Here is a 19,478-nt window from a genome sequence, read left to right as displayed (position 1 = left end):
GGTAACCTGATGCCAATTGTCAGGAACTTTAAGCCCGAAACATGTAACCTGAAACTACCCGTTCTCCTCTTCCTCTTCGGCCAGATCGTGCAGGGCAATGGCCATTTTATTTGTTTTAACAAAATTGCACCAGTGGCAGTCGTCTTTGCCGCAACCAATATAAAAATCGCGTTTCTGGATCTTTTCCCAAACGTTTACTATCTGTTGCGAAACGGTGGTAATATCTGCAGGGGTAATAACAACCTTTTCCTTGCGGTATAATTTCTTTTTATCGGGCTCAATAAAGTCAAACTCGGTGCTTATTACCTGCCAGTCCTTACTTTCATAATTATCTACCAGTATCTTATAAAACACGGCCTGGCGCCAGTAATCGCCACCATTGGGCTCTCTTTCGCTGGGTGGCTGTAGTTTGGGTTTTGCTTTATCAGGATCGCCCGTTTTATAATCCACAATGTTCACCTGTTTGCCGTCAAACTCCAGTTTATCGAGCTTACCTTTTAACTGCACTCCGTTCACCACCACGTTTCGAATGTTTCTTTCAACAGCTACTACACGGTTCCAGCTATAAATGTAATTGTCGTAATAATTTGAGAGTACTTCCTGTCCATATTCCAATCGGCGGTCGTACTGTTCGCGGGTAAAGTTTTCGCGGTGGCGGTGCATGTACCAGTTAAAATCATCGATGAACTCGCCCTTGCCCGGAAACCTGTTGTTGTTTTCCCGCATCTTTTCAAACAACCTTTGCAGCGCATGGTGAATGGCCGAACCAAACTCCGTAGCCTCGTTCTTAGGCGATGGAATACGCAACAGATTTTTGAAATAAAACTCCAGCGGGCATTTTAAGTAGTTGTTCAGCGCCGTTACGTTCATTACAAACCGGTCGAGCAGAGCAGTAATAAAATCTTCTTCTATACGGCCTATCTCCGGCGCCTCGGTTTCGGAAAGTTGTACCAGTTGGAATTCGGTAAGCACTTCATCGCTGGTAAATACTTTTTCAACGGGCAGCTGGTGCTGCTCCTGTATTTCGGCCAGGAACATAGAAGGTTCCAGTTCCTTGCCATCGTTCTTAAAGCGGCAATAAGAAATATATAAGTAGTGCTCGGCGCGGGTAAGGGCAACATAAAAGAGACGGCGAAGTTCTTCTACATCTGTGTTTTCTCTGTTAGCGGCGGAGCTATTGGCATCAAGACTTTCGAAAACATTCTCGGGTATCTTATAACCACCGCCGGGTTTGCGTTTCTTTTCCCAGCTACTGGCATTTACACCGGCGATAAACACATATTCAAACTCAAGTCCTTTAGAGCCGTGCGCGGTGAGCAGGTTTACACCTTTATCGTTACCGCTTACCTGAACAAGTGGTAATGGCAAACCTTCTTTTTCCATGAGGTCAAAGATCTGAACCAGGTCGGTAAGCTGCAATAAAGGATTGCGATGGGTTTCTTCTTTTATAAAATCGAACAAAGCAGTTAGCACCTGCATCATCCATGCCTTTTCGGGGCTTTGCATAATGTTGTTCAGCAAACCGGTACGACGAATGATGTTTTCAACAAGCACCTGCAGGGTAACATTGGGTACAATGGCAATAAGCCGCTCAAGGGCTTTGGATGCCTGTTGCAGTCCGGGGTGCAGGCCTTTGCTGAACAGGTCGGCCGGCGGCGTATTGGCTTTATCGTGCAACAAACGACGAAGTGACGTTTTGTTATTAGCATAGGCACGGTCGGCTACTTCAATGCTCAACTTGGCAATTTCAATTGGCGGAATGTTAAACCAGTCGAAATGCAATATTTCAAACAACATTTCATCGCCGCCATAAGTGATCTCATGTTCGGCTGCGATGTATTTAATAAGCTTTATTATTTTCTTAGCGAAGGGTTCCTGCAAAAGATTTATATGCCGTTTGCTGTAAACCGGCAGTCCCAGCATTTTGAAATACTGGGTCAGCTCTTCGCCGTATTTATTCTCGCGGTAAATGATACTTATTCTTCCCGGCAATACGCCTTGCGATAACAGCTCCTGCACCTGCAGGGTAATGTTTATCATTTCATGACGTTGCGTTTCGTATTCTCTTATTGTGGGTATTGCGTCCGCAGGTTCCAGTGCAAAGAACTTGGGGTGCGATGATTTAAGATTTTTGCTGAGGCCCTCAATTTGTTTTACCAACCGTTCCTGGTTGTTATTGATGAGCGTCATACTTACATCGAGAATGGGTTGGGCCGAACGGTAGTTGTTGGTTAAAACAATCATCAGGGTTTCGCTGTATGATTTGGCAAATTGCAACATGTTCTCTACGTTGGCGCCCTGAAAGCGATAGATACTTTGGTCATCATCGCCCACCACAAAAACGTTGGGTGATTCCCAAAAGTTGATAAGCAGTTTTACCAGCTGGTTTTGTGTGCCGCTGGTATCCTGAAACTCATCAACCAATATATAAAGGAACTGCTCCTGGTAACGGGTTAACAAAGCCGGGTTTTCTTCAAAAGCTTTGATCACCCAGTTTATCATATCGTCAAAATCGTACCGGTTGCGGCTGCGCATCAGCTGTTGAAAACGTTCAAATTCATTTACAGCTGCCCGCAGCTTTTCCATTTTCTCTTTTTCTTCGTCGAACTTATCTTTCTTTAGGTCGCCTGCCTTAAAGCCTTTGTACGCTCTTTTGTAAATGAATTCATCACGGGTTGGCAGGTCGGCCAGGTAGGCATCAATACGTTCGCTTATAAACGTGGGCGACCAGCCTTCGCGTTTCATGGTGCTGAACAGCGACTGCAGGTTATGTATTTCGTAGTATACATCGCCCCGGTAGCGTTTAAGCGGGTGATTTTTAGGAAATGTATCAATGAGGTATTTGAACAGTTCTATTCTTTCGAGTTCAGAAATAGGATCGAGCGCTGTTTTTTCAAAAAGCGAAAGATTTTCCTGAATGATATCGTTGCAAAATGCGTGAAAGGTGTAGAGGTTAACGCGGTACGCATCGGGGCCAATGAATTGTGACAAACGTTTTCGCATGGCCACCACTCCGGCGTCGGTATACGTTAAGCAAAGAATGTTGCGGGGTTGCGAATCTGTTTCCAACAGAATCTTGCCAATGCGACTGGCAAGGATCTGGGTTTTACCGGTTCCAGGCCCTGCAATAACCATAACCGGTCCTTCAATTGTGTCAACAGCAAGTTTCTGCTGTTCGTTCAGCCTCTTGTATTCTTCAGTGAATTTCTGGTGAAGGCGCTCCCGATTCACGCTCATATGTCAAAGATAACGAACGGTGAATAAATATGTTGAGGCCCTTATATGATGAACGAGACAATGTTTAGAAACTGCCTTAGAATGTGCAAAAGTTTTGAGAGGAATTTAGTCACAATGCTGACCCATTTTGAGTGAATATTACCTGATTTTACTGCATATTCGTATTTTAAACACATTGATTCCACTAAATAGAAACAACTATTGATTGATAATAAGTAGCTTATGAGGCGAAAAGAAAGTCTGGTTTCTACCCTGGAATCGGTCTTTAATTGGGAATAAAATCAAACTTTCGTCGTTTCATACCTACAGATCACACAATAATGAAAAACCAACACCCATTAAAGATATTTATACTCGAAGACGATGTTTGGTATGGCTCTATGTTGCAGCACTACCTGGCATTGAACCCCGATTACGAGGTTAAACGTTTTCATAACTGTAAAGACTTCCTTAACCATTTGCACGAACGGCCCGAAGTTGTTACGCTCGACTATTCGATGCCCGATATGGATGGCAGTGAAGTACTGAAGCGGATAAAGGAAGTTGACCCCGGTATACAGGTTATTGTTATTTCGGGTCAGGAAGATATTAAAACGGCCATCAACCTCATTAAGAATGGGGCCTTCGATTATATTGTTAAAGACGACGATGCCAAGGACCGACTTTGGAACAGCCTGCTTCATTTAAAGGAAATAGATGGCCTGCGTAAGGAGGTGGAGCATTTGAAAGAGCAGGTTGGAAAGAAGTACGACTACTCAAAATATCTTATTGGCAAAAGCCCTACGTTCGAAAAGGTGTTCAGCCTTATTGAAAAAGCCTGTAAAACCAATATTACTGTATCTGTTACCGGCGAAACCGGTACCGGTAAAGAAATGGTGGCCCGGGCTATTCACTATAACAGCGATAAAAGCAAAAAGCCATTTGTGGCAGTGAATGTGGCAGCTATTCCCAGGGAGCTTATAGAGAGCGAGCTGTTTGGACATGAAAAAGGTGCATTTACCGGTGCTATTACCCGCCGTATAGGTAAATTTGAAGAAGCGCATAACGGTACGCTTTTTTTAGATGAAATAGGTGAGCTTGATATAAACCTGCAAGCTAAACTGCTGCGGGTGTTACAGGAGCGTGAAATAACCAGGGTTGGCGGAAATGAAGTAGTGCCAATAAATGTGCGGATAATAGTAGCTACCCACAAGAATTTACTGGAAGAAGTACAGGCCAGAAGATTCAGGGAAGATTTGTACTACCGTTTGATTGGTTTACCTATACAGATACCCCCATTGAGAGAGCGTGGCAACGACATCATCATACTTGCCAAGCACTTTATGGACCAGTTCTGCAAAGAGAATAATACAGATAAGAAATTATTATCGCCCGAGGCCCAGCAGCGGCTGTTGCATCATGCATTTCCCGGAAATGTGCGGGAGTTGCGTTCGGTTATAGAACTGTCGGTAGTAATGGCCGATGGCGATACTATTTTGCCTGAGCACATAACGCTTAATTCGAGCTCTTCGGTAAACGACCTTATGAATAAGGACAGAACGCTGAAAGAATTTGAATTACAGATCATACAGCACTATCTCGATAAATACGATAAGGATGTATTACTGGTAGCTAAAAAACTGGATATAGGCAAATCAACCATTTATCGTATGATACAGGCCGGTGAGCTGAACGCGCGGTAACCGGTTGTAGCCTGCTGATATCTGTTATAATGAAACCATTGAAGAACATACAGAACGAGGGTAAGGATGTACCGCTAATAAAGAGCGGGCGGGAAGGTGATAAGAGTAGTGCAGAAGAAGTGCTTCTTAATATTCCTGCTGAAATTGCTGTTTATAATACAAAAGGCGAGATCCTGTTCATTAATTCGGCGATTATAAAAGATGAAGCAACCAGGGAGTGGCTGATTGGCAAAACGGTTGAAGACTATTGCAAAATATTGCAAAAGCCACACGAGCTGGCTGTAAGGCGAAAAGAAATGATAGAAGAAGCAGTGCAAACAAAGCAGCTGCTGAAATGGGAAGAGCGGTTTGAGCTCGCCGACGGACAGGTAAAATATCATGTAAGGCATATACAACCTGTATTGGATGACGAAGGGCAGGTTAAGTTCTGCATTGCTTACAGTATAGATATCAGCGATCAAAAGCGGGCTGAAGAGTATATACAGTTAAGTGAGAAAAAATACCGCGACCTTTTCAATTATAGTCAGGCCTGGATCTGTACGCATGACCTTCAGGGAAAGTTATTGAGTGTAAACCCTGCTGCAAGTTTGGCCCTCGATTATACGGCCGGTGAAATGGTGGGGCGGCAGTTGATGGAGTTTATACCACAGGAAGATCATATACTGTATGAATCTAACTACCTGCAACCGATATTACGGCATGGCAAATCGGAAGGTGTATTTAGGATACAGGGTAAAACCGGAAAGATCATTTACCTGTTGTATCAGAATTATAAAATGGATGTGCCGGGTGTTGAACCATATGTAATTGGTTTTGCGCAAGACATATCCGACCGCATAAAAATTGAGCGGGAGTTAAGAACGGCAAAGAAGATAACAGAGGAAGCGGCCAGGGCCAAGGAAGTATTTCTTGCCAATATGAGCCATGAAATACGCACACCCATGAACGGGGTGTTGGGCATTGCCGGGTTGCTGGCCAAAACAAAACTCGATGAACAGCAGCAGAATTATTTGCGGCTTATTCAGGAATCGGCCAATAACCTGCTATTGCTGGTGAACGATGTGCTTGACCTTGAAAAGATAATTTTAGGCAAACTGCAATTTGAGCATGTGGTGTTTTCGCTGACCGACCGTATAGAGCTTTGTTTACAATCGTTTATTTATAAGGCAGAGGAAAAGGGCATTGGGTTGGTGCATGAGAATCTGCTTGGTGAAAACCTGGTGGTGCTGGGCGACCCGTACCGGTTAGGCCAGGTAATGACCAACCTTATAAACAATGCCATTAAGTTTACCGAAACCGGGGCCGTAACTGTTGAAACAAAGCTGCTGCAGAAAATTAATAATGAAGTGCGAATAGCTTTTAGTGTGAGGGACACTGGAATTGGAATCACCGAAAGCCAGATGGGATTAATATTTGAACCCTTTATGCAGGCGGATGTTGCTATAACACGCACGCATGGAGGTACTGGTTTGGGACTAAGTATTTGCAGGGAATTAATAACCATGATGGGCGGAGAATTAAAAGTGGAAAGTGTGTCGGGCAAAGGATCATCATTTAGCTTTGAATTACCGTTTGCAATTAGTTCATCTAAACTCAATCAATCAACCGTGGCACAAGACCTGAATTATCAAAGCCTGGGCAACAGGAATGTTCTGGTGGCCGAGGATGTGGAGTTGAATCAATACCTTGTCAGGCATATAATGGAGTCGTGGGGTTTTACTGTAGATGTTGTAAGCAATGGCCGCGAGGCTGTTGATAAAATACAGGAAAATAGTTACGACATAGTGCTTATGGATATACAAATGCCCGAGATGGATGGCATGGAAGCCACGAGGGCCATCAGGCAGTTGAACGATCCGGTTAAAGCAGCTATTCCCATAGTGGCATTAACCGCCAATGCATTGAAGGGGGATAGTGAAAAATACCTGGCAGCGGGCATGAATGATTTTCTACCCAAGCCATTTAATGAACAAAAGTTATTTCTTGTTATATCACATAATTTAAAAACCAGTGCGAAGGAGGCCATACCTATGCGTGAAACGAATACAACCGTAACCGGCGATCAGGAAAAATTATATGATCTCAGCATGGTGCAAACCATTGCGGGTGGCGATACCGGTTTTGTAAAAAAGATGGTGCAATTGTTTATAGAAACGGTGCCGCCATCGATGACGGATATTCAAAAGGAAACCGGGCAGCAGAACTGGGTAAATGTAAGCAAGCTGGCGCATAAGATGAAAGCTACCATTGATAGTATGGGAATAGTTAAGATAAAAGAGGTGGTGCGGGCGATAGAAGCGAATGGAAAGAAGGGGGAGGATGTAGATAAGATACCGGGGCAGGTGCAGGAGGTGATTGAGGTGCTTGAGGCGTGTGTTTTTCAGCTAAAGAAGGATTTTGATTTATAGATAAAAGAGTGACGAGTAAACAAGTTGACGAGTTGACAAGGTGTTATAAAAATAAAAGTCGGAAGTATGAAGGTTTTTGAGCTTCGTACTTCCGACTTCTTATTTCTTACCTCGGCTGCAGATTAACCTGGCAGGCGGGGAATATGTTTTTCTAATTCTTTTATTTGTTTTACGATCTCGGGGGTAGTAGGTTTAAGCGCTTTTGCCTTGCGGAAGAACTCTTTAGCTGCCCTGAACTCGCGTTTGTTCATCATGATATTACACATTTGCAGGTAGGCTGCTGCTTCATTTTCTTTATCGGGCAAACCTTCACGAATGGCCTGGCGAATGTATTTTTCGGCTTGTTTAAAGTCGTTCTTTTGTAAAGAGATCATGCCCATTTGCAGCATGCTGGCGCCTTTTACTTCTTTCATTGGGGTGCCCAGGTCGAGGCCTTTCTTCATATTCTTCTCCGCGGTATCAAAGTCCTGTTCCATCATTGCCAGCTGACCTTTAAAGGTGAAATAGGCAGAGCGGATGGGTTTATACAACAGGTTGGGATATTTTACCGAGTTAAGCACACGTTTGGCGCCATCGACGTCGCCGGCTTCCATGTGTTCCTGAATAAGGCGGAGCGGACCGATAAAGAAGTGGCCGGCAATAAGAATGAGGCCAATAAAATAGAGTGGGAAAGCGGGCCAGAAACCGTAGTTGACATTGGCCAGTACGCCCAAAACTATCAGCGCCAGACCCACGTAAAGGCGGTAACGTATGAGCCAAACATAAAACTTCATAAACCTTTATTTTTTTAAGGACTGCAAAGATAGGCTGAAAATGTCAGTTACTGGTTGCCGGTTTCCGGTTACCAGGCGCCGGTTGCAGACAACCAGGACCCAGGCGGCTGCCGGCGAACGAATATTTTTTTCGGCCAATGACCAATTTCCATATGGCAAAGGTCCGTTTCCTTTGGACCACGAACCGCTGCTGTTGGAAAAACTTCTATTTCCAATTGGAAATTTATTGCTGCCCGCTGGCAAACCTTCTTTGTCGGCAGACAAAGGATAATTGCAAGTGGGAAGTAGATAATTGCCGGTGGGCAAAGGTTCTTTGCCCACGGGCAATTATGTTTTTACAGGGGCAAACAACCGATTTCCCGGGGCAATTATTCAAATGCGAGGGGCAATTTTGCATTTGCCGTGGGCAATTAGATAATTTTCCGGGGTAACGACTAATTGCCGGGGGCAAAAACCCAATTGCCCGGGGCAGAAACAAAAGTGCCGCGGGCAATTTGTCTTTGTCCGGGGGCAAAATATCTTTGCCCTTGGGCAATTTTGACCAGAATGTTGATTATCAATAGCAGCCTTTGTGGATATAGTGCCTACTTGTCGTCGTTGATCTCGATCCAATAGCCATCGGGGTCGCGGAAATAGAGTTGTTTTACCCCGTCTACGCGATTGGTAACGGTATTCTTCTCCCCTGCCCAATTCTCAAATTCAATATTGTGTTTTTTGAGATTGGCGATGAAATCGTTGATGGAAGGAACGCTGAAGCAAAGGTGGGCGTTTTTATCGTGAGGCGTTTTTTCTTTGGCGCCGGAAATAATATGCAGGTGGCCCGGACTGCCAAGGCTGAACCAGGTATGGCGGCCATCATGAAAAGGCTCGGGAATGGTATCGAGACCAATCACTTTTTGATAGAACTGGGTGCTGACCTTTAAATCAACTACATATTGGGCTATGTGATTTATGCGCGGTTTATTTTGAGCGGCGACGCTCAGGGAAACGAATGAAAGTATTATACCTATGCCTTTTTTCATATGTGCCTGTTTGTGTAATTAATACGGAAGTTAGTAAAACCATACCTATTGGCAGCAAGCAAAATTGCCCTCCCGATACATCGGAAGGGCAATTCAATATATTATAAGTAATACAGCTTATTGACGGTCCCAGAAAGCAGGTGGCTCAATACCCAGGCTGCGCAGGTAAACGTAAGCCTGACCGCGGTGGTGAATTTCGTTATCGATTACATAACACATAAGCGAGATGCCGGTGCCGGGCCATTGGCCAAAGGCAACATCCTCTTCCTGCCAGCGGTGAGCAGGAACGGTTGGCCAAAGTTCATTGATTTGGGTGGTAGCATCATCCCACAGCGCCAGCAGTTCAGCTTTGGTATTTACTTGTTCAGCCTCGGCCCATTTTTGCCATTGGCCGGTGGCAGTACCTTTCAGACTGGGTACGCCCATGCCGAGGAATTCGTACACCAGCACAGCGAAGGGACGCATGCCGCCGATGGAATAGGTAAACAGCTTATCTTCAGGAAAAGCTTCAATCATTCTGCGGGTAAGTCTGCGATGGCCTTGCCAGTGTGTGAGCAGTTGCTCAGGTGTAAAAACAGAGACTGTAGCGCTGGGTGTTAATTCTTTGGTAGACATGAGTATTATTTTTTAAGTATTGGTATTGATTACACCACAAAAGTATCGGGGGGTAATGACAACAGTATGTCAGCAGGATACGAAAAAAGAAAAAGTTTTTTGCCGGCAGATATAATGAAAGGATTTTCAGGGGATTTAGTGGTTGGTTTCCGTGGGTTAATGGTTTTCTTCTTATTTTTGCGCTCCACCAGGCGCCAGGTGATTAAGTTGGCGTTTGAATGGTCCCGTAGTTCTTGCCTCACGCCCGCTCGGCGTTTGAGAAAGAGCGAAAGGTTTAAAACTGGTCCCGTAGTTCAATGGATAGAATAGAAGTTTCCTAAACTTTTGATACAGGTTCGATTCCTGTCGGGACTACTAGAGATTGTAAAGACAGAAATGTCAGAATTTAAAAACCCGCATAGAATGTTGATTCTTTGCGGGTTTTTTGTTTTTGGTTGATACAACCTGACAAATAATTACCCGCTTATACAACCGCTAAAAGGGAGCATCGAGGGAGCGAGCCTTAAATTTTTATTTTTGCTCCCTCCAAGTTCTGAAACCCTTGCTGTGACTGGGTTCCACCGAATTGACGAAGTGATGGAGAGGACTTGAGCGAAGGAAACAATATTCGGTTAACAAAAAATGTGATTGTATGAGTAAGGGAAATTTAAACCTATTCATCCGGTTCCGGCTGTTCAAAACCCGGGGCAAAAATGGGAAGCTGCCCGTTTATGTACGTTTTACGATCAACCAGAAAAGGGTTGAATTATCTACCAATGAATATGTGGCCCCAATTGCCTGGGATGCCGAAGGGCAGTTTGTAAAAGGCAAAACGGAAGAAGCGCAGACAATTAACCGCCGCCTGGCATTAATTAAAGGAGATCTGCACAAAAAGTACCTGCAACTGGAAGCGCTGGGTAAGCCCATTACTGCAGAAATTTTAAAGAACCTGTACCAGGGCGTTGATGAGAACCGGAAATCGCTACAGGAGGCGATAGATATTTATTACGACCGGTTTGCCGAAAAGGTAACCAGCGGGCAGAAATCGAAACACAGTCTGAAATGTGTACACACCACCCGGGAAAAGTTAAAGGTGTTTACCAAGCACCAGTACAAACTAGCCGACATGCAGCTGAAAGAAATAAAGCCAGCATTCGCCGGCGACTTTGAGCATTGGTTAGTGACCCATGAAAAGGGTTGTAACAATACCGCCATGAAGTACATCCGCATACTGAAGCGGGTATTAAAGTTTGCGGTTGACCAGGGCTGGTTAGAAGCCAACCCGTTAGGCCGGTTTAAATGCACCTACGAAGAACCCAGCCGCGAACGCCTGACGATGGAAGAAATAATGGCCCTGTACCATAAGGAGTTTGCATCAGAACGGTTAACCGAAGTGCGGGATGTATTTCTTTTCAGTTGTTACACCGGCTTCGCCTACCAGGATGTGTACAACCTTACACCCGATAACATAGTAACCGGCATCGACGGTGAAAAATGGATTGCCACCGACCGCCGCAAAACAGGCACGCCCGAACGGGTGCCACTCCTACCTATCGCTTTAGAAATGGTTGAAAAGTACCGAAACCATCTATGGTGCCGCAGCAAGAACCGCCTACTGCCAGTAAACACCAACCAGTGTTACAATGGCTACCTGAAAGAAATAGCCGATGTATGTGGAATTAAAAAGTGCCTCACCACCCACATGGCACGTCACACATTCGCTACCACTATTCTGCTGGAGCAGGATGTGCCAATAGAAACGGTTAGCCAATTGTTAGGCCATCGCAGCATACGTACAACACAGATATATGCTAAGGTGAGTCAGAAAAAGGTAAGTCAGAATATGAAGGTGCTGAAGGAGAAGCTGGCGGGGATGAATCAAGTGAAGGAAAGTAAGGGATAGATTTTTTGGTTTTTATACAGGCTCCCTTTCAGGAATGGAGGGGGCTTGTTTATGGCCGTATGCTATTAATTCTCTCTGCTACACTATTCCTTCACTTAATCATTGCCCGTATGAATCTTGATCATTATCAATTTAAAATAGCACCGACTATCATGAATATGAGTTTTATAGCGATGGCCCGCGCGGTCAGATAAAAAAGATGGTGGCATTTAGTTTAGTCAATTGGAAAGGTATATCATTCTATAATCTGGCATTTGGCGATTACATAGATGAGCTAAACAAACTGAATGACGATTCCGTTAGTAATAATGGAGACAGGCAAAAGGTTCTTGCTACAGTAGCAGCTATTGTCATCGATTTTACTAATCATTTTCCAGATGCTTTAATATTTGCTACTGGAAGTACACCCTCCCGGACCCGGCTTTATCAAATGAACCTTAACCGGCTCTGGGGTGAAATAAAATTGCTGTTTCAGATTTATGGTGTGAAATCAAATGGTACCATGGAATTATTTCGCGCAAAAGAAAACTACCAGGGCTTTTATGCCAGACGTATTTTACACTAATTAATATTTTGTAACTTTAAATGCCTTAAATATATGAGTATGCCAAAAAACAAGAAAACAATTAAGCCAGTATATAAGCCCGGTATTATAAGCGATGAAGTAAAGGATCTTAGCAATGATCCCTTTATTATTAGGAAGAACGAAATGGCTAAAAAAATGGTTGACCGGGTTGGTTTTCCTAAAGAGTTTTTGAAGAAGAAGTAAAAGTTATAGAAAGACCTGCATTGATATGCAGGTCTTTTTCCATATATAAATTAGTGCTGATCGATACGGCGATTCGAAGAATAAGGCGCACCGTCTTTTCATGATAAAATCGTACACCCTATACCAATTTGCCCTCATTTTTAACCCTAATACCTTGGAGTAAATAAAATATGAACGAACAATTTGTAACTGACATTAGGATTATCAAAAAAGCAATAGCAGAAAGAAAGCTTGTAGTTTTTGCAGGGGCAGGAATTTCTGTTGATTCAGGAGCTCCATTGTGGGGCCAATTAATAAATGAATTATCAAGAGAAATTGATATACCCAAAAATGAAACTGATTATCTAAGGATAGCCCAAATGTATTATAATGAGAGGCATCAAAAAGAGCTTATTGATAAGGTAAGGAAAATATTAAAAAATAAACAACTCAGATATAATGAAATTCACGAGGCCATCTTTGAATTAAATCCTGAATATATAATAACCACAAATTTTGACGATCTTTTAGAGCAAGTAATTAAAGCAAAAGCCTACCCCTTCTCAATAATAAAAAAAGACATAGAATTTCCATATGGAAATAATACTAAGCTTTTAATAAAGATGCATGGCGATTTAGAAGAAGGCAATATTGTTTTTAAGGAAGACGACTATTTAGAATATGCAGATAAGCATCCGCTAATAGAAAGTTTTATTAAAGGGGTATTTGCAAACAAAGTAGTGTTGTTTATCGGATATAGTTTCTCCGATACAAACCTAAAGATGATTGTTCAAAATGTAAGAAATGTCTTGGGAGCCGATTTTCAGTATGCATTTATGTTGTCGACAGAGCAAAATTTTAATGGGGCTAAAAGGCAATACCTTAAAAATAAGGGAATCAATGTTGTAAATTATTATGACGCAATGTTACCTGATAAATCAAACTGGATAGAGCAATATTTGTTTACAGGAAATAATGCACTTAATCATGAATTTTTTAAAAGGAATACTGCTCTTTCAGATCATGGTGCAAAACTTTTGTATCTAATTCGGTTCATTTCTAAATATCTGGAATTCCCTGAGACAATTCTACAAGAGGATCCAATAAGCCAGATGTACAAATCATTATATCGATTCAATGATTTACGAGTTCTTCCCGCAAACTTTTTAAGCAACTTATTTCCCTTCAATAACAGGAAGGGATATATCAATAATTATTTTGATTTTACAATAGGAAGTAATAATAAAAAGCTCATCAAGCTTTTCTTCGAAGAAATTGACAGTAAAGATTTTACTCTCAAAGAAATTTATTTTAGTAATTATTCAATACCCTTTTATAGGAAACAAGAATTAGAAAAATTATTGGCAGCTATTATAGACAAAATGAATTACTCAAGTATATTTCATTTTGGAAAAAATAAGGAAGTAATTGATCGTTTTGAATATCCTAAGAAATTTGATGAAAAGATAGACCTACGAGCCCCTAGCAGAACTTGTGAATGTTTAAACTGCCTATTAAACGAAGTAAAAGTAAAGGAATTTTTAAAAAAACTTAAGGAACAATCAATTACAGAAACCTCAGATTTGCTAAATGACCTATTAGTCGCTTATTCAAATTATAAAGCTGGAAATTTTCGAGCCTCATACAACCAATTTGAAGAAATAGCAAATAAAGCCTGGCAACTTGGTAAGTACAATTCTTATTATATCTCTAAGAGGAATATAAAATACCTTAGAAATTTAATTAACTGGAATGATGAACAAATAAGCGATGAAAACAAGAAAATGATTCTTCAGAAAATTGATGACCTTGATTTAGATAAATTGCTTTTCCAAATTCCGAATCTTGATGATGATCAGTATAAATTATTAAAGAAAATCCGAGATGATCAGATTTTAAATGAGGTGGAGGTTAATATAAATAATTACTACGGTAAAGTAATTGAAATTTATGAGCAGTATAAAAATAAAACAGGACAAGTTGTTGGGTCAAGTTATCCTTACCTAATAGCAGAAGAGATAAACAAATTGTTCTACTTTTATACCTATAACTATATAATAATTGATGAGTTCTTTGATTTTATTAGAGTGATGCAAAAAGGAATCATGGCATTTTTGATTTGTTATTCCATTGATGATAGTTATAGAGAAAAACTAGAAAGATTTAATTTTTGGATTTTAAAACATATAATTTTTTATGGGAATGACGATAGTGTGCTAAAAACGATAAATAAGTATAATATTAAAGAGCTAAAAATTAAAGAAGAAGATGTCTCCGATGCATTCCAATTCTTAAACAATCTTTTCGAATCAGTTTATACCGAAAATAACTTCCTGGGAAAGACTGTTTCTTTAGATCTTAACCTTTCAATACAAAATAAAAATTATTTTTTCTTAAATAGAATCAGGAGAATAACTCACAATTCCCTTATAGTGTTTGCAGGGATTAAAATACCTCAAGAATATGGTCATATTTTGGTGAGGAATTTTTTAAACTTTTTGGAGGCGCAGGACTTTTTAGGTCCTGTCAGTAGCAAATATTTAAATAGTTTCTTGATTAATATTAAAGAGTTTTTCTCACATGAAGATTATACAAAGTTGCTTAGGGTCGTTGTGGACACTGATGCTAAGTATGCAAATGGTACTTTTTACCAAGTAATCGGATTTGGACTTAAAGAACAGTTTCCAAACAAGTTTTTAGAAGATACCGATCTAATTAAAAGAATATTAGCTATAAATTCATATAATAAAAGACATGATAACGACAATGGATATATATATCTTTGGAAAGCTTGTAGTCAAGAGAATAAAGATTTGATCAAATCGCAAGTGCACCTTCTGTTAAAAACAAAATTCACTGAATTAATTTATGTTGAAGCTTGTTTCGAAGGTATAATTTCTCCATCTTCATATTATGACGATTATGTAAGAGAGTTAGAGTCGCAAATATTTAGAGCAAATCAGTGGGATGGTAATTCTGATTTCGATGACATTACTTTCTATAATTTCATTAGTTTAATTTATGAGCTAAGGTTAAACGTTGAAGAAATACCCTTTAACAGATGGGATGAATATCCTGAGTTTTGGAAGTTTTTCTTCAGACCTGACTCCTACGAAATGTCAAAATTCAGCGCAAAATGGCTGGTAAGTGGTATGCAGGAGTCGGTTCATAGTCACCTTAGAGAATTTCCTGCAATTGGGTCGGCGATTAAAGAATCCCTGAAAAAAGAATATCATGCACAATTAGCAGTAATCTATTCAAAATATTATTTAGATTAGTTTTAATTAATTATGATAAAATTCTATACTCTGACTTTAGACAAAACAAAAAGGAATCAGTTTGGTTAAGGTGAGCTAGAAGAAGTGAGATGCTGTTAAAACAAGAGATTAACCGCTCAAAAACCTTTAAAGACACTAAATACCAATTTGATAGGAGATTGGTGCACAGGCGTTTTCAATATACGGCCTTTATAAGCTTTTCTTCGGTAAGGCGGATTATGTCAAGCTGCCTGGATATTTCCTTTTTTGATTTAATAATGTTCCCTTCACGATATATTTTGAAAAGACTACCTAAAGTGTCGGCCAGAAAGTCTTTGACGAATGACTCACAAAGCTCTCCTTTGACATTAGAGTAGATTGGGTTTTTCATGTGCTTTCGTTCATAATATTTTATTATTTTTAGAGTATCAGTATGGATTAATCGATATTTATGGATGTGTATGGCAAATCATTAATAATCCAGTTGAGTTTATTGGCAATACAGATGTTAGCCATCTTATTGCATATAAATTGAAAACCAGTTTTTTATATCCTCTTTTTCCTTTGATGTAAAATCTCCCCTCTTACCTCCATTGATTGAATATTCATGTGAACTTACGTAAGGCTGGTATTTTTTACAAAGATTTTTTGCTACAGCTTCGATTGAGTTACCGAAATCGTTATTGAATTTTGAAATATAGAAATTCGTCTGTTGCTGACTATTATAATCTGGATTTATCCCTATTGCTGTAGCTGACATTATTTCTAAGATTAAATCACCAGCATCCATGCAGTATTTCAGAAACACGGGAAAGAGAGAGTTAGTTACCATGTCTATAACTAAATTTTCAACGTCTTGTCTAGGGTAACAAACGGGTAGATATTTTTGACTACCAATAATGTAGGGTATTGTAAAGCCCTTTTTGCCTTTCTTTTTTTGTTCAGTTAGGAGAGTTTGCCAATATCTCATTATAGAATACATATTAAGAATTGCAGTTAATTTTTCAAATTATTCGAAGTATAAATTATAATATATGGTGTATATTTTTGACAAATTTATTTGTTTACAAAGGCTTATCATTATCCCATAATTGGGCGCCCATTATAAATAGATCAGTACGCTTATTCAGTGTCGTGCTAAGGAAACAATAGCGGCTTAATAGTCTCGTAAATTGGAGAAGCAATCAAATTTGCAAACACATTAACTCCTACATCTTTCATTAAGTTACCAATGTTTTTTAATTGTTGTATTACAGGATTGGAACGTTTGAGTTGCTTTCGTGCGTAATCAATTTCCATTTGAAATTCGGATTGGAATGAAGATTCCAATTGGATAATGACCTTTTCTAATTTTTCTAAAAAGTCTATAATAACTTCTGGGCTTTGTTGCGCTACCTGATGTTGACTTGAGTGAGTGGATGCTTGCAGTAACTGAACAGGAGAATAGACGTTTTCTAGGGTAATCGAGTTGTGTTGAACATGAGAAGGAGCCGTAGTGACATCGTTCTCTAAACTTTCTAAATACATAATTCCTCTTTGAGTAATATGAAAGTGGTTCCCAATAAAAGTTTCTAGATGTCCAATATAACTTAAAGAAGATACAAAGTTATCTACTTGCTCTTCTGATAATCCCAAATTTTCACCAACAATGTATCCACCTCTGTCATTTTTATTGTAATGCTCTTCTTCAACTTTGCTATTACTTTTTTCTCTTTTTGATAGCCCAAACAAAACACCCGTCGGTGAGGATAGCATTTCTCTCCTTGCAATTGCATATATATTTCTTAGAAACTGGTCCCTGTCATGTTTTTCTTGTTTTAAATCCATTTCGCTATTTATTGAATTGATAATTGTTGAGTTTTTGGGATTAAGATTAATATTCATCTTTTTTGCTCTTATTTCAACATACCTACGACCGGAATTATTGAGTTGATACTTATTTTTTTTGTGTTCAACATATGCTTTAAGTTCAAATTGCAACATTTGATGGAGATTCAAAGAGTCGTAACCGTCGGTGATTTTAGGAGCATGCGACTCCAACAATGAAGGAAATTCGTCCAATTTAATAGGTGCCTCTTGGTTAAATAAGAACCGAAGAATGGTAAAAGTATAGTCCGAAAATAATGATTCAAGGATAAGATTTTCCTGTGCTTGTAAAAATCTAACCATCCAATCGCACCCAAGCTGTGTAATGCTAACACGATTATCGATTAGTTCTGCTAACTTATAGCTGAAAAGAGGTACACATAGATCTTCTGCACGGGATGCTGCGCCCAGACCGAGATCCATAGAAATACTACCATAGATCACTCCTTTGGCATTCTTTCGTTTGTATAAATTCGCCAACACTTGCCGACTTTCAATGGATAATGATGGCTGCGTATTGTTCATAAACCAAATTTAACCAGAATTTTTCACGTTAAAACTTCAAGTGAATCCCGCCAAGGCTGTGTTTGTAAAGCTAATCTCGTCTTGCGTAGCTGTTTATTTTAGCATTGCAGAAAAGTTACACAAACTTTATTCAAGTTCAACCACTTATCTTTCCAGGACGTCCCACCTCTTTTCACGTCTCCACAACGCCTTACTTTGTACGGGTAAACCTATTTGTGAGTCTGTAAAAAGTGACGTATGAGTGAGGTAAATAACAATGCACCGTTTCTGTTGATTCAGAAACCACAGGAGTTAATCAAATTATTCGAGGGATTGATTGACCGGAAGATCCGGGAAATGGGTGTCCAGGCACCGCCGCCACCAGCCTGCCTGGCTGGTGAATCTCCGTTCCTTTCCACCAAAGATGTTCAGAAGATTTTTAACGTCAGCCGCCAGACGATAAACGATTGGCGTAAGTCCGGCTTATTGCCTTCCATCAAGATCAAATCCAGACGGTATTTTATTCGGGAGCAGGTTCAGGCATTACACCAAAAAGGGTCTGTCGCCGATAACCAGTAAACGTCATCGGCTGCGTATACTTTACGCATGGGTTGGTTGTGCTATGGACTGCGCAGATGAGGGTGAATAAAGTTGGTGTTTGGCTGTCCAGTGCATGTCGCCATCAGTAAAAAGATTCATAACCGATTGGCTATAGTCTGCATCAATTCGGTGATGTAAACGCCCCTTCTTTTTTAATGAAGATCAACGACGGTGCCAGGGTTAGATCATGGTGCTGAAATAGTCGGTGATCTGGTTATATTGTACGCCCGATTTTACAGCTGTCCGGTTCAAGATTTCTGTATCGGAATAGCTGGCCAAATAGCGCCAAATCTCTCTTTCTTTTGGCCAGCAAAAACCGACCTCAAAACAGGTTCTCAACCCGCCGTGAGTGACACGTTGAGGGCTGGCCAAAAGAAAAAAAATGAACCGGCAAAATGTTGATAGTTGGTAGCAGCTTAATTGGTTCAACCACCCTGTTTTAGTCCCCAAAATACGCAGTGTATTCGGTTGCAAATTGTGATGTCGTTTGGCCACTATGCCAGCATCTTTTTGTATTACAATAAGCAGACTTTAACAACCTCAAAAAAATAAGATGGAAGGCATGAGTTGCCGAGGGAAATGCCGGGTGTAGCAGTGGCTAAAGCATGCCATTATTGTTGATAAAGTACACATGTATGTTGCCGTATTTGAATGCTTCTTTGGTGACCCATGAGGAACCGGAAATAGGGAGCAACAACTGACAAATTTTCTGGCACAAAACCTAGTGCTTTTTAAAACGCATGTTGTTAAAAAGAGGATAACTAACAGACATCCCTATGTTTTAAAACGGATTCAACCGGTTTAGAGCATACTATGCAAGCCAGGAAATATTAAGGCCTAGGGTATGTTAATCTGAAGGTTTAAATAAAAGCCATAGGCTTTTA

The 19,478-nt window shown here is 40.5% G+C and carries 13 protein-coding genes, 1 tRNA gene and 1 pseudogene; 9 read left to right on the top strand and 6 right to left on the bottom strand.

All coding sequences use genetic code 11. From position 1 onward, the window contains the following. Positions 1–54: 54 nt before the first annotated feature. Positions 55–3,237: an ATP-dependent helicase gene (locus tag GGD38_RS15665; protein WP_375297188.1), complete on the bottom strand. Its 3,183-nt coding sequence runs from the start codon at positions 3,235–3,237 to the stop codon at positions 55–57. A 320-nt stretch (positions 3,238–3,557) separates the two neighbouring features. Here GGD38_RS15665 and GGD38_RS15660 point away from each other — a divergent pair, with 320 nt between their 5' ends. Then, positions 3,558–4,919: a sigma-54-dependent transcriptional regulator gene (locus GGD38_RS15660; RefSeq protein WP_375297187.1), complete on the top strand. Its 1,362-nt coding sequence runs from the start codon at positions 3,558–3,560 to the stop codon at positions 4,917–4,919. Positions 4,920–4,948: 29 nt separating this feature from the next. Beyond that, on the top strand, positions 4,949–7,327 hold the full coding sequence (locus GGD38_RS15655) for an ATP-binding protein (RefSeq protein WP_375297186.1): 2,379 nt from the start codon (positions 4,949–4,951) through the stop codon (positions 7,325–7,327). A gap of 122 nt (positions 7,328–7,449) precedes the next feature. Here GGD38_RS15655 and GGD38_RS15650 read toward each other — a convergent pair whose 3' ends face one another. After that, positions 7,450–8,100 (bottom strand): tetratricopeptide repeat protein, encoded by a 651-nt coding sequence (locus GGD38_RS15650; protein WP_375297185.1) that lies wholly within the window; start codon positions 8,098–8,100, stop codon positions 7,450–7,452. A 40-nt stretch (positions 8,101–8,140) separates the two neighbouring features. On the opposite strand from GGD38_RS15650, the gene GGD38_RS15645 reads away from it, so the two are divergent. Next, positions 8,141–8,371 (top strand): hypothetical protein, encoded by a 231-nt coding sequence (locus GGD38_RS15645; RefSeq protein ID WP_375297184.1) that lies wholly within the window; start codon positions 8,141–8,143, stop codon positions 8,369–8,371. Positions 8,372–8,684: 313 nt separating this feature from the next. Here the strand turns inward: GGD38_RS15645 and GGD38_RS15640 are convergent, their stop codons facing one another. Further along, on the bottom strand, positions 8,685–9,122 hold the full coding sequence (locus tag GGD38_RS15640) for a VOC family protein (RefSeq protein ID WP_375297183.1): 438 nt from the start codon (positions 9,120–9,122) through the stop codon (positions 8,685–8,687). Between the two features lie 117 nt (positions 9,123–9,239). Then, entirely contained in the window at positions 9,240–9,737 is a 498-nt protein-coding gene (locus tag GGD38_RS15635; RefSeq protein WP_375297182.1) for a DinB family protein, read from the bottom strand. Positions 9,738–10,019: 282 nt separating this feature from the next. Here GGD38_RS15635 and GGD38_RS15630 point away from each other — a divergent pair. The 5 genes and pseudogenes from GGD38_RS15630 (at position 10,020) to GGD38_RS15610 (ending at position 15,645) form a co-directional block, all read left to right on the top strand. Next, positions 10,020–10,091 (top strand) — tRNA-Arg (locus tag GGD38_RS15630). A gap of 277 nt (positions 10,092–10,368) precedes the next feature. Continuing rightward, positions 10,369–11,619 carry a site-specific integrase gene (locus GGD38_RS15625; RefSeq protein WP_375297181.1) on the top strand — a complete coding sequence of 417 codons (1,251 nt, stop codon included), beginning with the start codon at positions 10,369–10,371 and terminating at the stop codon, positions 11,617–11,619. A 151-nt stretch (positions 11,620–11,770) separates the two neighbouring features. Beyond that, positions 11,771–12,184: pseudogene (locus tag GGD38_RS15620) on the top strand (hypothetical protein); the annotation flags it as partial. Between the two features lie 39 nt (positions 12,185–12,223). Then, positions 12,224–12,388 (top strand): hypothetical protein, encoded by a 165-nt coding sequence (locus tag GGD38_RS15615; RefSeq protein ID WP_375297180.1) that lies wholly within the window; start codon positions 12,224–12,226, stop codon positions 12,386–12,388. 170 nt (positions 12,389–12,558) lie between these two features. Continuing rightward, entirely contained in the window at positions 12,559–15,645 is a 3,087-nt protein-coding gene (locus GGD38_RS15610) for an SIR2 family protein (RefSeq protein WP_375297179.1), read from the top strand. A 496-nt stretch (positions 15,646–16,141) separates the two neighbouring features. Here GGD38_RS15610 and GGD38_RS15605 read toward each other — a convergent pair whose 3' ends face one another. Further along, a complete protein-coding gene (locus GGD38_RS15605; RefSeq protein ID WP_375297178.1) occupies positions 16,142–16,606 on the bottom strand; it encodes a hypothetical protein in 465 nt (154 codons plus the stop codon). 155 nt (positions 16,607–16,761) lie between these two features. Then, positions 16,762–18,015 carry a hypothetical protein gene (locus GGD38_RS15600; protein ID WP_375297177.1) on the bottom strand — a complete coding sequence of 418 codons (1,254 nt, stop codon included), beginning with the start codon at positions 18,013–18,015 and terminating at the stop codon, positions 16,762–16,764. A 237-nt stretch (positions 18,016–18,252) separates the two neighbouring features. Between GGD38_RS15600 and GGD38_RS15595 the strand changes: the two genes are divergently transcribed. Continuing rightward, positions 18,253–18,573 carry a helix-turn-helix domain-containing protein gene (locus GGD38_RS15595; RefSeq protein ID WP_375297176.1) on the top strand — a complete coding sequence of 107 codons (321 nt, stop codon included), beginning with the start codon at positions 18,253–18,255 and terminating at the stop codon, positions 18,571–18,573. Positions 18,574–19,478 lie beyond the last annotated feature (905 nt).

This window comes from Niastella sp. OAS944 (assembly GCA_024809215.1).
GTDB lineage: Bacteria > Bacteroidota > Bacteroidia > Chitinophagales > Chitinophagaceae > Niastella.
The sequence above is the reverse complement of the archived record's forward strand: the minus strand, read 5'-3'. Positions and strand labels throughout refer to the sequence as shown.

Bases quoted from the DNA above. Each gene is read 5' to 3' on its own strand.
- GGD38_RS15665 (WP_375297188.1), bottom strand. From the start codon at position 3,237: ATGAGCGTGAATCGGGAGCGCCTTCACCAGAAATTCACTGAAGAATAC.
- GGD38_RS15660 (WP_375297187.1), top strand. From the start codon at position 3,558: ATGAAAAACCAACACCCATTAAAGATATTTATACTCGAAGACGATGTT.
- GGD38_RS15655 (WP_375297186.1), top strand. From the start codon at position 4,949: ATGAAACCATTGAAGAACATACAGAACGAGGGTAAGGATGTACCGCTA.
- GGD38_RS15650 (WP_375297185.1), bottom strand. From the start codon at position 8,100: ATGAAGTTTTATGTTTGGCTCATACGTTACCGCCTTTACGTGGGTCTG.
- GGD38_RS15645 (WP_375297184.1), top strand. From the start codon at position 8,141: ATGTCAGTTACTGGTTGCCGGTTTCCGGTTACCAGGCGCCGGTTGCAG.
- GGD38_RS15640 (WP_375297183.1), bottom strand. From the start codon at position 9,122: ATGAAAAAAGGCATAGGTATAATACTTTCATTCGTTTCCCTGAGCGTC.
- GGD38_RS15635 (WP_375297182.1), bottom strand. From the start codon at position 9,737: ATGTCTACCAAAGAATTAACACCCAGCGCTACAGTCTCTGTTTTTACA.
- GGD38_RS15625 (WP_375297181.1), top strand. From the start codon at position 10,369: ATGAGTAAGGGAAATTTAAACCTATTCATCCGGTTCCGGCTGTTCAAA.
- GGD38_RS15615 (WP_375297180.1), top strand. From the start codon at position 12,224: ATGCCAAAAAACAAGAAAACAATTAAGCCAGTATATAAGCCCGGTATT.
- GGD38_RS15610 (WP_375297179.1), top strand. From the start codon at position 12,559: ATGAACGAACAATTTGTAACTGACATTAGGATTATCAAAAAAGCAATA.
- GGD38_RS15605 (WP_375297178.1), bottom strand. From the start codon at position 16,606: ATGTATTCTATAATGAGATATTGGCAAACTCTCCTAACTGAACAAAAA.
- GGD38_RS15600 (WP_375297177.1), bottom strand. From the start codon at position 18,015: ATGAACAATACGCAGCCATCATTATCCATTGAAAGTCGGCAAGTGTTG.
- GGD38_RS15595 (WP_375297176.1), top strand. From the start codon at position 18,253: ATGAGTGAGGTAAATAACAATGCACCGTTTCTGTTGATTCAGAAACCA.